This is a genomic window from Frigoribacterium sp. Leaf44 (assembly GCF_001421865.1).
Classification (GTDB): domain Bacteria; phylum Actinomycetota; class Actinomycetes; order Actinomycetales; family Microbacteriaceae; genus Frigoribacterium.
The window spans coordinates 129789-142385 of the sequence record NZ_LMLG01000006.1 but is presented as its reverse complement, the minus strand read 5'-3'; the positions used below and the strand labels follow the sequence as shown (position 1 = coordinate 142385).

Below are 12597 nucleotides of genomic sequence, written 5' to 3'. Positions count from 1 at the left end.
GTACCCCCGTGGCCCCCGGGCCGCCCGCTCGATGATGAGGTGGACGACATGAACGACGACCCCCGCTGGTTCTTCCCGCGCGGCGACCTGACCCGCGACGGCTGGCAGACCGTCGTCGACGGCGACCTCGACGGTTGGCAGCACACCGGCCTGCGTGTCGGCGAGCTCGGTGACGGTGTCTCGTTGCCCCTCGCCGCCGGTGGGGTCGAGCGCATGGTCGTGCCGCTGGTCGGCGACGTCGTGGTCGAGTGGAGTGATGGCCGAGGTGGGTCGGGCACCGTCGAGCTCGCCGGGCGGGCGTCCGTCTTCGACGGGCCGGCCGACGTCGCCTACCTCGGCGTCCGGACGGAGGCGGTGGTCACCGGGAGCGGTCGGGTCGCGATCGCCGAGGCACCCGCCGACCAGGTGCTCGACGTGCAGGTGCTCCGTCGTGACGACATCCCCGTCGAGATCCGCGGCGCCGGTCGATCGACCCGCCAGGTGCACAACTTCGGCACCCCGGACGGGTTGCACGCCCAGAAGCTCATCGTCTGCGAGGTCGTGACGCCCGCCGAGAACTGGTCGTCGTACCCTCCGCACAAGCACGACGACGGGGTGCCCGGTACCGAGTCCCGCCTCGAAGAGATCTACTACTTCGAATCCGCCGTCGGCCGCGGCCTCGACGCCCCCTCGCAGGCCGACCCGTTCGGCATGTTCGCCACCTACAGCTCACCCGCGGGGCAGATCGACGTGAACGCCCTCGTCCGCACCGGCGACGTCGCCCTCGTCCCGTACGGGTACCACGGCCCCGCCGTCGCCGCCCCGGGCTACGACCTCTACTACCTCAACGTCATGGCGGGGCCCGACCCCGAGCGCGCCTGGCTCATCACCGACGACCCCGCCCACGGGTGGGTCCGAGCCGGCTGGGAGTCCCAGGCCCCCGACCCCCGGCTGCCCTACTTCCCCACCGCACCCTCGAAAGGACCGCGTCGATGACGACGACAAGACTCACCGTGGGCCAGGCGCTCGTCGAGTTCCTCGCCAACCAGTGGACCGTCGACGGCGACGCGCGAGAGCGCACGATCCCCGGCATGTTCGGCATCTTCGGCCACGGCAACGTCGCGGGCGTCGGCCAGGCGCTCAAGCAGTACCACGTCGATCGGCCGGGCCTGATGCCGTACCTGCAGGCCCGCAACGAACAGGCGATGGTGCACCAGGCCGTGGGCTACGCCCGCATGCACCGGAGGCGCGCGACCTACGCCAGCACCGCCTCCGTCGGTCCGGGTGCCGCCAACATGCTCACCGCCGCCGCGCTCGCGACGACGAACCGGCTGCCGGCCCTGCTGTTGCCGAGCGACACCTTCGCGACCCGGGTCAGCGATCCCGTGCTGCAGCAGATCGAGATGCCGCACGACACGTCCCTGCAGGTGACCGACGCGTTCCGGCCGCTGTCGCGATTCTTCGACCGGGTCGACCGGCCCGAGCAACTCTTCTCGATCGCGCTCGCCGCGATGCGGGTGCTGACCGACCCGGCCGAGACCGGCGCCGTCACGATCGCCCTGCCCGAGGACGTCCAGGCCGAGTGGCTGGACGTGCCCGACGAGTTCCTGCAACCCCGCGAGTGGCACATCCGTCGGCCCGTGCCCGAGAGAGGGCCGCTCGAGCGCGCCGTCGCCGCGATCAAGGCCGCGAAGCGCCCCGTCGTCGTCGCCGGCGGTGGAGTCCTCTACTCGGGCGCCGAGCAGCAGCTCGACGCCCTCGCCCGGGCGACCGGCATCCCCGTCGGCACGACGCAGGCCGGCGGAGGGGCCCTCACCTGGGACCACCCGCAGTACCTCGGGGGCATCGGTGCCACCGGCACGACCGCCGCGAACCGCATCGCCGCCGAGGCGGACCTCGTCATCGGCGTCGGCACCCGGTACAGCGACTTCACCACCGCCTCCCGGACGGCCTTCCAGGGCTCCGACGTGCGGTTCGTCAACGTCAACGTCACGTCGTTCGACGCCTACAAGCACGGTTCGCAACTGCCCGTCGTCGCCGACGCCCGCGAGACGCTCGACGCGCTCGCCGCGGCGCTCGACGGGCATCGGGTACCCGACGAGCACTCCGCTCGCGTGGCCGCCGAGAAGGCGACCTGGGACGCCCTCGTCGACGAGGCCTTCCAGCCGTCCGGGCTCGCGTTGCCCGGCCAGCCCGAGATCATCGGCGCCGTCCAGGCCGCCAGCGACCCGACCGACGTCGTGGTCCAGGCGGCCGGGTCGCTGCCCGGCGACCTGCACAAGCTGTGGCGGGTCCGCGACCCGCTCGGGTACCACGTCGAGTACGCGTTCTCGTGCATGGGCTACGAGATCGCGGGTGGCCTCGGCGTCAAGAGGGGTGCACCCGACCGCGACGTCATCGTCATGGTGGGTGACGGCTCGTACCTCATGCTGCACACCGAACTGGTCACCGCCGTCGCCGAGGGCATCAAGATCATCGTGGTGCTCATCCAGAACCACGGCTACGCCTCGATCGGCCACCTCTCCGAGACCGTCGGGGCCGACCGCTTCGGCACGCTCTACCGCAAGCTCGATCCCGACTCCCTCGACTTCCAGGGCACCGAGGTGCTGCCGGTCGACCTCGCGATGAACGCCCGCAGCTACGGGCTCGACGTCGTCGAGGTGGAACCGACGCCGAACGCGGTCGCCGACCTCTCCGCAGCCCTCGCCGCGGCCAAGGCCTCGTCGACCAGCACGCTCATCCACCTGAACAGCGACCCGCTCGTCTACGCCCCGGACGGCGAGGGCTGGTGGGACGTCCCGGTCGCGCAGGTCTCGACCCTCGACAGCACCACGGCCGCCCTGGCCGACTATCGCGAGCAGCAGGCCGCGCAGCGCCCGCTGCTCGGCTGACACCGCCACACCTCACCCGCACCCTCTCGAAAGGCACCGCCGCCATGACCGACACCGTCACCGACCCCGACGCCACGCCCACCGGCCCGGGTGGGCGCGGACTCCGCATCGGGACCGCACCCGACTCGTGGGGCGTCTGGTTCCCCGAGCACCCCGGTCAGATCCCCTGGCCGCGGTTCCTCGACGAGGTGCAGCAGGCGGGCTACCACTGGATCGAACTGGGCCCCTACGGGTACCTGCCGACCGACCCGCACCAGCTCGAGGACGAGCTCGGTCGGCGCGACCTGAAGCTCTCGGCCGGGACGGTCTTCACCGGGTTCCACAAGGGCGACGACCAGTGGCGACGCGCGTGGGACCAAGCGCTCGCCGTCGCCGGCCTCGCCTCGGAGCTCGGTGCCGAGCACCTCGTCGTCATCCCCGACCTCTGGCGCAGCGACGCCACGAGCGAGGTGCTCGAGGCCCGCACCCTCACCGACGAGCAGTGGGCGGCACTCGGCGCCGGCCACGACAAGCTCGGCAAGGCGCTCCTCGAAGAATTCGGCGTCAAGCAGCAGTTCCACACCCACGCGGACAGCCACGTCGGCACGTACCGAGAGACCGAGCGGTTCCTGGCCGAGACCGACGTGCGCTACACGAACCTGTGCCTCGACACCGGGCACTTCGCCTACTACGGCGGTGACTCCGTGCGCCTCGTCGAGGAGTACCCCGACCGCATCGGTTACCTGCACCTCAAGCAGGTCGACTCCGACCTGCGGTTCACCGTGCTCAAGAACGACGTGCCGTTCGGTGACGCCGTCGCTCAGGGCGTCATGGTCGAACCGCCGCACGGCGTGCCCGACCTGGCGCCGGTGCTCGACGCGGTCAGCCGCATCGATCCCGAGATCTTCGCCATCGTCGAGCAGGACATGTTCCCGGTCGAATCGATCGACCTGCCCCTCGGGATCGCGACCCGCACGCGCGAGCACATCATGAGCTGCTCGCCTCGCTCCCGTCTCGTCTGACGTCCCGCCGCTGACACCCCCGCCCCGAAGGAGAACACCCGTGAACACCACAACCCCCGACCTCCGCGTCGCCGTCGTCGGTGCCGGCATGATGGGCGCCGACCACGTCGCCCGCATCACGTCCACCATCAGCGGGGCCACCGTCGTCGCCGTCGTCGACCCCGACACCGCTCGTGCCGACGCCGCGGCGGCGACGGCCCCCGGCGCGATCACCGCGGCCGACTTCGACGAGGCGCTCGCCGCCACCGAGATCGACGCCGTCATCATCGCCACCCCGGGCTTCCTCCACGAGGCCGTCCTCCTGCCCGCACTCGACCGCGGCCTGGCGATCCTCTGCGAGAAGCCCCTCACCACCGACGAGGCCGCCTCGCTCCGCGTCCTCGAGGCGGAGCAGAAGCTCGACCGGCCGCACATCCAGGTCGGCTTCATGCGTCGCTTCGACCAGGGGTACCGAGACCTCCGGGCCCTCGTCGCGTCCGGCGAGCACGGTGCCCTGCTCGCACTGCACTGCGCCCACCGCAACGCCACGACGCCGCCGAGCTACTCCGAAGAGATGCTCATCCTCGATTCCGTCATCCACGAGATCGACGCCGTCCCCTTCATCGCCGGTGAGCCGATTGTCGCGGTCGAGGTCAAGAAGCCCCGCCGCAACTCGCTCGCGCCCGAGGGGCTCCGAGAGCCGCAGTTCGTGATCCTCGAGACCGAGTCGGGCACGATGGCGATCGTCGAGATCAACGTCAACATCCAGTTCGGCTACCAGGTCACCACGGACGCCGTCTTCGAGAGCGGCGTCGCCTCCATCGGGCGCGAGTCCGGACTCCAGCTCACCACGGCCGCCCGGTCGGGCGTCGCCGTGCCGCCGACGTTCAAGGAGCGCTTCGGCGCTGCCTACGACACCCAGGTGCAGCGCTGGGTCGACGCCGCGCACCGCGGCACCATCGACGGTCCGAGCGCCTGGGACGGCTACCTCGCGAGCGTGGTCGCCACGGCGGGTGTCGAGGCGCAGAAGACCGGCCGCCGCGTCGAGGTCGACTACGCGATGGCCAAGCCGTCGTTCTACGATCTGCCCCGTGCCGCCGCGACGGGGGAGTGACCGGTGGTGAAGATCGCCCTCGACCCCACCCCGCTGCACCACAGCCACTCCCTGCTCGAGCTGCCCGCCAAGGTCGCCGAACTGGGGTACGACCACCTGCAGTTGACGCCGCACCGCGATTTCATCCCGTTCTTCCGACACCCGAAGGCCGACGACGACCTCGTCGACGCCTTCGCGGCGGCCTGCAAGGAGGCGCGGGTCGAGATCGCGTCCGTCCTGCCCGTCCTGCGCTGGTCAGGTCCCGACGAGGAGTCCCGTCGGGCCGCCGTCAAGCACTGGAAGCGCGTCATCGAGATCACCGCCCGCCTCGGCGTCGAGGTGATCAACACCGAGTTCAGTGGTCGTCCCGAGCTGTCCGAAGAATCGGAGCGTCAGTTCTACTGGTCGATGGAAGAGTTGCTGCCCGTCCTCGAACGCGAGGGCATCCGTGTGTTCATCGACCCGCACCCGGACGACTTCGTCGAGGACGGTCTCGAAGCCCTCCGGGTCATCCGAGGCCTCAACACGAAGCAGGTCGGTCTCGCCTACGTCGCGTGCCACACCTTCCACTACGGCGGCGACATGGCCGGGATCATGGCCGCCGCCGGGCGATCACTCGGCCTCGTCCACATCGCCGACACGTTCGACCACCGCCGCTCGCACGGGCTGAGGTACATCAGCAACCCGCCCGGCAACGCGGCCCGCGTCCACCAGCACCTGAAGATCGGGGACGGTGACGTCGACTGGGACGGCTTCTTCGGTGGCCTGCACGGGCTGGGCTTCTTCGATCGCGACGACACGATCGCCGTCTCGAGCGTCTTCGCCGAGGACGAAGCCGTCGACGGCGTCAGCCGCTACCAGCGAGAGCAGATCCTGGCGCGCATCCACGCGGCGTCACGCGCCTGAGTCGCCGACTCGCCCGGCACCCGCGCCCCCCGCGGCACCCTGACCATCCCCGACCACACCCGACGAAAGAAGAGCCCATGCCCCTCGTCCGCCTCGACCTCCTGCCCGGTCGCACCCCCGATCAGATCACGGCGATCGCCGACGCCGTCCACGACGCGATCGTCGACGTCTACGGCATCCCGCCTCGCGACCGCTTCCAGGTGATCAACGAACTGCCGGCCGGTCGCATCATCGCCCAGGACGCCGGCCTCGGCTTCGAACGCTCCGGCGGAGTCGTGATGATCCAGATCTTCACCCAGCGGGGACGCACCGACGACGCGAAGCAGGCCCTGTACGCCCGCATCGCCTCGGGCCTCGAGGCCGTGGGCGTGGCCGGCGAGGACGTCTTCATCGGCTACGTCGAGAACGGTCCGCAGGACTGGTCGTTCGGCTTCGGGGTTGCCCAGTACGTGACGGGTGAACTGAAGGTGCCCTCGGCTGCAGGACAGGCCGGCTGAGCGGCAGGGTCCCGGAGCGTGCACCCGGTGACGCCCGCCGTTCGGTGCGCGGCGACTACTTGTCGACGAGGGTGATCGAGAACGAATACAGGTCGGGCCGGTAGCAGTGGTGCCCGACCTCGACCGCCCGCCCCGACGCGTCGTAGGCCGTGCGGGTCATGGTCAGCACGGCCCCGCGCGGCTCGATCTCGAGCAGCTGGGCCTCATCGGCGTGGGCGGCCCGGGCCCCGATCCGCTGCTTCGCCACCCGGATCGTGACGCCGAGGGCTCGGAGCAGTTGGTACAGGCCCTGGGCGGCGAGGTCGGCGTCCGAGAACGGAGCGAGGTCGAGGGGCAGGTAGTTCTCGAGCACCGCGACGGGGACACCGTCCGCCAGGCGAAGGCGCCGTACGTGGCTGACCCGGTCGCCGACCTCGATGCCGAGAGCCAGGGCGGTCTTCTCGTCGGCCGCGACGACCTGGTGGGCGAGCAGGCGTGTCGTCGGGGCCTTGCCGCTGTCGGTCAGGTCTTCGAACAGGCTGGTCAGCTCGACGTTGCGGGTCACGGGGCCGTGGACGACCTGGGTGCCGATCCCGCGCCTCCGGACGACGAGCCCCTTGTCGACCAGCTCTTGGATGGCTCGCCGGACGGTGGGCCTCGACAGGCCGAGACGTTCGCCGAGTCCGACCTCGTTCTCGAGTCGAGCGCCCGCCGGCAGTTGGCCCCCGAGGATCGCCGCCTCGAGTCGCGTGGACATCTGGAACCACAACGGGATGGGGCTGCCGCGGTCGAGGTCGGCGAAGAGATCGGCCGGAAGCTTCGCGTCGGTCATGTGGTCCCCTCAGCCGAACGTATGTCGTGACAACCTTACGGGCGGCGCGGCACGGTGGCCATCCCGACCGCCGGGTCGATTTCTCGCACGGCCAACGGCCGGGTCAGCGCTCGGTGAGTGCGGCCGCGTAGGCGCGGACCGAGCGGTGGTAGCGGGGGAGGGTCGGCTCGACGGCCTCGATCGCGACCCGCAGGGCCTCGTCGACCCGGCCGGCGCTGTGCAGGGCGAGCGCGAGGAAGACCTTCGGCGCCGCTCCGGTGGCCGGGTGCTCGGGGGCGTCACGCAGCATGGCGATGGCCTCGTCGACGCGGCCGAGGTTGCGCAGGGTCGAGGCGTGCTGTACGACCATCTGCGCGGCTCGGGTCGGGTCGACGGCGTCGAGACCGGCCTCCGTCGCCGCCGCGTAGTGCACGTGAGCCTCGGCCTCACGGCCCCCGGAGTCGTGCGCACCGCCGACCTCGAACTCGCCCAGCGCAGGGTGGGGTGCGTCGGCGGCGAGGGCCGTCATGCGCTCGATGCGCTGCGCGTCGTCGACGGTCTCGTCGGCCCAGAGGGCGGCGACGCGGTCTTCCCAGGCATCGGTGCTCATGGGGCCACGGTAGCGCGCTCCTCGATCGAGGCGACCCGCGCCTCCTGGTGTCGGAGCGCCGGGCCCCGGGGTCCGAGTTGGGAGCCGCGGGCGACTGGCCGCGGCCTCAGGCCCGCCGGGCGCGGGCGGACCGTGCCAGGTGCACGGCGACGGCCGCGACGGCCGTCGCGACCAGGACGAGAGCGCCCGCGAGGGTGCCGGCGAAGAACGTGAACGACTTGGCCGTGTGGATGTCGGTCGGCAGTCCCCGGGTCACGGCCACGATCACGATGCCGGCGACGAGGGCCGCGGCGAGCGAGACCCAGAAGGCGTGGCGGATCCGCCGGGTCGGGACGGTGGCCGACGCCGTCGGCGGAGTGCGCCGCAGGTACCGGACGGCCGCGATGCCGAGCACGACGAGCCCGCCGAGCGACGAGACGTACTGCGCCCACTGCGTGCCGACCAGCGGCCCCCACTGCTGGGCCAGTGCCGGGATCACCGTGCTGCCGAACCGGTCCGGGTGCGTGAACGCGTCCCAGAGCACGTGGGTGAGCACGCCGAGGACGAGGGCGAGGAGGGCCCACGGGGCGGTGCGGGCGAGGCCGGTCCGCGAGCCGGCCACGGGCACACGTCCGGCCTCGCGCCCGTCCCACGACGCGGGCAGGCGCGACCCGATCGACGTCGGCAGCAGGGCGCGGGCCGCCGGCCGCAGCAGCACGCGCCAGACGAGGTACAGCAGCACCGCGACCGGCACCGAGAACAGCAGCAGGCTCGGGAACCCGTGGGTCTGCTCGTAGGTCACGCCGACGGGGAAGAACAGCGGCACGTCCGGGGCCATCGACCCGACCGCGACCGCCCCGAACGGCAGGGGCGTGCGGACGAACGGCAGGGCGACGACGGCATGGCTGGGGGTGAACGGCACACGCCATCGTGGCGACCGGGGGCCGGGGTGGGCATCCACCCGGGGGTTGAGAACGTCGGACCCAAGGGGTGACCCGGCCCGACGACGGGTTCGTCGAGACCGTGCCTCTGGCTGTCGTCGTGCCGGAACGCAGCCCTCAACCCGCGACCTGCGACCCGCGCCTCCTCGTCCCCGCTCAGCGACCGGACGAGGCGCGGAGCGTGTCGGAGGGGCGCTCTCCGAACCGTTCCGCGTAGGCCGCGGCGAAGCGGCCGTGGTGCGTGAACCCCCAGCGGGCCGAGACGTCGGTGACGCTCGAGTCCCCGGGCCCTGCGGCGACCAGGTCGGTGCGCACGCGTTCGAGCCGCAGCCGTCGGAGGTAGGCCGTCGGGGTCGTGTCGAGGGCCCGACGGAACCCTTCTTGCAGGCTGCGGACGCTCGTGGCGGTCACCGCCGCCAGGTCGGCCACGCTCCAGTCGCGGCCCGGATCGGCGCGCAGCAGCTCGATCGCGCGGGCGACCGCCCGGCCGCCCGACTGCGGCACGGGAGCCCGCAGCGCCTCGGAGTGGTTGTGGCCCTGCGAGAAGAGCAGGGCGTGGACGACCGACCGTTCGAGGGCGCGGACGGCGAGGGGGTGCTGGAGGACGCCGTCCTCCCGCCGGGACGCCTCGTCGACGACCCGTACCGCCTGCAGCACGACTTGTCCGCCCGTCGCCAGGTCGAGCTCCGCCTCGAATTCGAGGGGGGCGACGGACGTCGACTCGAGCAGGTCCTCGAGCTCGCGCTGCAGTTCGGCGCGGGGGATCATCAGGGCGATCTGCGCGAAGCCGTCGCCGCAGTCGAGGTCGACCGGTCGGCCGGGCATGAAGACGCCTCCCGACCGGGGTGTCGCGGCGACCCGCCGCCCGCCGGCCGCCCGGAGGACGGCCCGACCCGCGGTGGGGATGTCGACGTGGTAGTTGTCCTTTCGGCCGTCAGGACGCGGACGGCCCGGTCGAACCTCATGTAGCCGAGCGTCAACCGGCCCGTGCTCACGGCGTTCGGTTCGAGCCCGAGGTGGTCGGAGGGGCCCGCCGTCGGGAACTCGACGGGGAGGAAGGCCTCGCCGAGCACGCGTCGTGCCTCGTCGACACCGTGGCACGTGGCGACGCGGTGTGCGGCGAACACCTCTGGACCCTCCGCGAGCATGTGCCGACCCTACCGACCCTCGGGGGCGGGCAGAGCACCCCCCTCGCGCGAATCGGCCGGGACCCCGCGTCCGGTGGATGGTGGCCAGGGACGGTCGCTGCCTACCGTGGAGGTCCGCCGTTGCTCACCACTCGGCGATGAACGGTGGCCCTACCCGTCGGGGGGAAGGGCCACCGTTTTCTCGGTGCACGGCAGGCGCGGGCGGCGGGCGGGCAGGCTCTGGTGGCGTCCCGGGTGGGCGACCCGCGCCTCCTCGTCCCCGGTCAGGCGGACGACGACGCCGAGGAGCGCGGCGCGGCACCGGTCCGCGTCGCGAGGACGTCGCGCACGGTCGTCCAGCGCTCGGGGCCGTAGCGGTCGTTGTCGACGTGGCGCAGCTGCGCGTCGCCGCTGAACATGCTGACGAAGTACTGCATGCCCTGCCAGGCGGGGAACGTGTCGTCGCCCTTCGACGTGCGACGCATGACGGCCGCCATCGCCGAGAGGGTGCCGGTCGTGCCGGCCCACTGCGGCTTGAAGTCCTGGCCGGTGAGCTCGCTCATCGTGCGGGCGACCCGGCGCGCCGTGACCCGGTCGCCGGCGACCTCCACGACACGCGGCGCCTCGGGGTCGAGCGCGACGCGGGCGACGACGTGGGCGACGTCGTCCTTCGTCGTGAAGTCGAGCACCTGGTCGGCCGACGACCAGAACAGCACCCGCTTCCGGTCGAACAGGACCATCGGCGCGTCCCCGGTCAACAGGTCGGTGAACATGCCGTTCAGCACGGACGTCGCCCGGATCGGAGCCGCGTCGACGTCGGCCGCGAACTCACGCCGCAGCTCGAAGTTGCGGTTGCTGCCCGGCGGGATGCTGCGGTAGTCGGCCGAGTAGTCCGACGGCACGAACCGCGGCACCCCGGCCGCGACGGCCGCCGTCAGCAGAGCACGCTGCGCGTCGACAATCACGGGGCGGACGCCGCTCACGGCGGACACGACGACGTCGGCGCCGCGGGCGGCCTCGGTCAGGGCGGGCACGTCCGTGTAGGAGGCGCGGGTCACCTCGACCCGGTCGTCGTCACCGAACAGCGTGGTCGCGCCGGTGCTGCCGGGGCGGGTCAGGACGCGCAGACGCACGTCGCTCGTGGTGTCGCGGAGCAGCTCGCGGGAGATGCGCCGGCCGAGGTCGCCGGTCGCGCCGGCGAGGAGGACGGTGGTGGTCATGGGGGAGTGGCTCGTTCCGTCGGAGGGTCAGAGGCCAGTCTGCGCGCTCGGCGGCGGTGCGGTGCGGTGCGGTGTGCTGGGGGAGGGCGCACGACGCCAGGATGTGGTCACAGCGCCAGGACAAGGGCTGGCGCTGTGCCCACTTCCTGGCGTGGTGCGCTGGGGGCGGGCGTCCTCGGGGACGCGACCCGCGCCTCCTCGGGGCTCGGGGCGTCGGCCGTGCGCGCCCGCTGTCGGAGGGGAGCACGATGGCGGGGACCCGTCGCACCCGTGCGCGGGCGAACGGAGAGAGCCGACCATGAGCACCACCGACCCCGACGACTTCGTCACCCGCGCCGCACGACGGGCCCGTGAACTCATCGACACCTCCGACGTCGTGCCGCCCGTGGCCCGCGGTGCCCTGCACGACCTCGCGGGCCGGGCCGAGACCGTGGTGCGCGACGTCACCGACCGGGCCGGGTCGTCGGCCCACGACCTGGTCGACCGCGCCGAGGTGATCGCCGACCGCGCCGAGAAGACCGTCCGCGACGTCGCCGAGACCGTCACGATCGCCGCGATGGAGGCCACCGACCAGGCCCACCAGCGCTACCGCCGCCGGGCCCGCGTCACCAACGCCGTGGGGGCCACCGTCATCACCGGGCTCGTGGTCGCGCTGGTGGCGAGCCGCCGTCGCGGGTAGCCCCGCCGCCTCGCCGCCCGGCCACCTCGCCACCCCGCCACGAAGTAAACATCCCGCCACGGGAAAAGGTGGCGGGATGTGTACTTCGTGGCGGCGTGGACGCCGTTCGAGGGTCAGGAGGCGCGGCGCGGCCGGTCAGTCGCGCGCCGGTGGGTCGGGCAGCACGAGTTCACGGTCGCCGAGGGGCGCCGAGAGGGGCACGTGCACGATGCGGAGTTCGTCGGCGTCGGGCTTCGTCAGCGGGTTCGACGTGCCGCAGCGCAACGGCGCGCCCTGGAACCAGATCGTCGAGACGCCCGTCACCGCCACCGAGACCTCGTCGGCACCCTCTTCGACGAAGACCGTCCCGGGCTGACAGCTGCCCTGCCGCACGGCGACCACGACGTCACCGTCGGCCAGGTCTCCGCCCAGCTCACCGAGGTCGTCACGCCCGACGACCTTCGCATGCCACACCGGCAGCCCCTGTTGCTCGCCCGTGCTTCGCGACATGACACCGGCCGCGCTGGTCGTCTGCTCGACGTCGGGGTCGAGGTCGATCTGCAGGTCGCCGTAGGACGAGAAGACGCCGATGTCCCAGGCGTCCTGCAACGACTCGCGCGCCTCCGCTTGTCGCTGCGCGGTGAAGCCCCAGAACCCGAAGCCGACCGAGAGAACGATCAGGATCACGCCCGAGACCCGGGTGTACCGGATCAAGAGGTCGCTCGGCTCGGCCCGGTCGCCGTCGCGCACCTGCCAGCGCGAGCCGAACAACATGGCGCGGGGCGGCGCGACCAGGCACCAGACTCCGGCCAACACCCCGACGACGGATATCCATAACATGACCGAACCCTATCGAGCCGGTCGGATGCCCTCACGTCTCGCGGATCAGCACCGGCCTGCTCGCCCGCCGACCAGCCCGCCCGCCG

General features: G+C 72.2%; 13 protein-coding genes. 7 read left to right on the top strand and 6 right to left on the bottom strand.

All coding sequences use genetic code 11. The features are described from left to right. Positions 1–48: 48 nt before the first annotated feature. The 6 genes from iolB (at position 49) to ASE87_RS09075 (ending at position 6346) form a co-directional block, all read left to right on the top strand. Positions 49–975, top strand: coding sequence for a 5-deoxy-glucuronate isomerase (iolB, locus tag ASE87_RS09100; RefSeq protein WP_056229444.1), 927 nt, complete (start codon positions 49–51; stop codon positions 973–975). Then, a complete protein-coding gene (iolD, locus tag ASE87_RS09095; RefSeq protein ID WP_056227906.1) occupies positions 972–2870 on the top strand; it encodes a 3D-(3,5/4)-trihydroxycyclohexane-1,2-dione acylhydrolase (decyclizing) in 1899 nt (632 codons plus the stop codon). Before iolB ends, iolD begins: the two co-directional genes overlap by 4 nt. Before the next feature lie 44 nt (positions 2871–2914). After that, positions 2915–3871, top strand: coding sequence for a sugar phosphate isomerase/epimerase (locus tag ASE87_RS09090; RefSeq protein ID WP_056227903.1), 957 nt, complete (start codon positions 2915–2917; stop codon positions 3869–3871). 40 nt (positions 3872–3911) lie between these two features. Then, positions 3912–4964 carry a Gfo/Idh/MocA family protein gene (locus tag ASE87_RS09085; RefSeq protein ID WP_255349715.1) on the top strand — a complete coding sequence of 351 codons (1053 nt, stop codon included), beginning with the start codon at positions 3912–3914 and terminating at the stop codon, positions 4962–4964. A gap of 6 nt (positions 4965–4970) precedes the next feature. Continuing rightward, a complete protein-coding gene (locus tag ASE87_RS09080) occupies positions 4971–5849 on the top strand; it encodes a sugar phosphate isomerase/epimerase family protein (RefSeq protein ID WP_056229440.1) in 879 nt (292 codons plus the stop codon). 77 nt (positions 5850–5926) lie between these two features. Then, a complete protein-coding gene (locus ASE87_RS09075) occupies positions 5927–6346 on the top strand; it encodes a tautomerase family protein (RefSeq protein WP_056227901.1) in 420 nt (139 codons plus the stop codon). A 55-nt stretch (positions 6347–6401) separates the two neighbouring features. Here the strand turns inward: ASE87_RS09075 and ASE87_RS09070 are convergent, their stop codons facing one another. The 5 genes from ASE87_RS09070 to ASE87_RS09050 form a co-directional block, all read right to left on the bottom strand. Then, positions 6402–7157: a GntR family transcriptional regulator gene (locus ASE87_RS09070; RefSeq protein ID WP_043597698.1), complete on the bottom strand. Its 756-nt coding sequence runs from the start codon at positions 7155–7157 to the stop codon at positions 6402–6404. A gap of 103 nt (positions 7158–7260) precedes the next feature. Further along, a complete protein-coding gene (locus ASE87_RS09065; protein ID WP_056227899.1) occupies positions 7261–7746 on the bottom strand; it encodes a tetratricopeptide repeat protein in 486 nt (161 codons plus the stop codon). 106 nt (positions 7747–7852) lie between these two features. Continuing rightward, positions 7853–8647 (bottom strand): DUF4184 family protein, encoded by a 795-nt coding sequence (locus ASE87_RS09060; protein WP_056227896.1) that lies wholly within the window; start codon positions 8645–8647, stop codon positions 7853–7855. Positions 8648–8822: 175 nt separating this feature from the next. Beyond that, a complete protein-coding gene (locus tag ASE87_RS09055; RefSeq protein ID WP_235472258.1) occupies positions 8823–9767 on the bottom strand; it encodes an AraC family transcriptional regulator in 945 nt (314 codons plus the stop codon). A gap of 310 nt (positions 9768–10077) precedes the next feature. Continuing rightward, entirely contained in the window at positions 10078–11013 is a 936-nt protein-coding gene (locus ASE87_RS09050) for an NmrA family NAD(P)-binding protein (protein WP_056227893.1), read from the bottom strand. A 298-nt stretch (positions 11014–11311) separates the two neighbouring features. Between ASE87_RS09050 and ASE87_RS09045 the strand changes: the two genes are divergently transcribed. Next, the gene (locus ASE87_RS09045) at positions 11312–11692 is read left to right on the top strand and encodes a hypothetical protein (protein WP_043597691.1); all 381 of its coding nucleotides are present in this window, start codon (positions 11312–11314) and stop codon (positions 11690–11692) included. 135 nt (positions 11693–11827) lie between these two features. On the opposite strand, the gene ASE87_RS09040 is transcribed toward ASE87_RS09045, so the two are convergent. Beyond that, entirely contained in the window at positions 11828–12511 is a 684-nt protein-coding gene (locus tag ASE87_RS09040; RefSeq protein WP_157489797.1) for a hypothetical protein, read from the bottom strand. Between the last annotated feature and the right edge of the window lie 86 nt (positions 12512–12597).

What these genes read in the sequence shown, in the direction of transcription:
- ASE87_RS09065 (WP_056227899.1), bottom strand. Translation starts at nt 7,746, where the DNA reads ATGAGCACCGATGCCTGGGAAGACCGCGTCGCCGCCCTCTGGGCCGAC.
- iolB (WP_056229444.1), top strand. Translation starts at nt 49, where the DNA reads ATGAACGACGACCCCCGCTGGTTCTTCCCGCGCGGCGACCTGACCCGC.
- ASE87_RS09045 (WP_043597691.1), top strand. Translation starts at nt 11,312, where the DNA reads ATGAGCACCACCGACCCCGACGACTTCGTCACCCGCGCCGCACGACGG.
- ASE87_RS09050 (WP_056227893.1), bottom strand. Translation starts at nt 11,013, where the DNA reads ATGACCACCACCGTCCTCCTCGCCGGCGCGACCGGCGACCTCGGCCGG.
- ASE87_RS09040 (WP_157489797.1), bottom strand. Translation starts at nt 12,511, where the DNA reads ATGTTATGGATATCCGTCGTCGGGGTGTTGGCCGGAGTCTGGTGCCTG.
- iolD (WP_056227906.1), top strand. Translation starts at nt 972, where the DNA reads ATGACGACGACAAGACTCACCGTGGGCCAGGCGCTCGTCGAGTTCCTC.
- ASE87_RS09075 (WP_056227901.1), top strand. Translation starts at nt 5,927, where the DNA reads ATGCCCCTCGTCCGCCTCGACCTCCTGCCCGGTCGCACCCCCGATCAG.
- ASE87_RS09090 (WP_056227903.1), top strand. Translation starts at nt 2,915, where the DNA reads ATGACCGACACCGTCACCGACCCCGACGCCACGCCCACCGGCCCGGGT.
- ASE87_RS09070 (WP_043597698.1), bottom strand. Translation starts at nt 7,157, where the DNA reads ATGACCGACGCGAAGCTTCCGGCCGATCTCTTCGCCGACCTCGACCGC.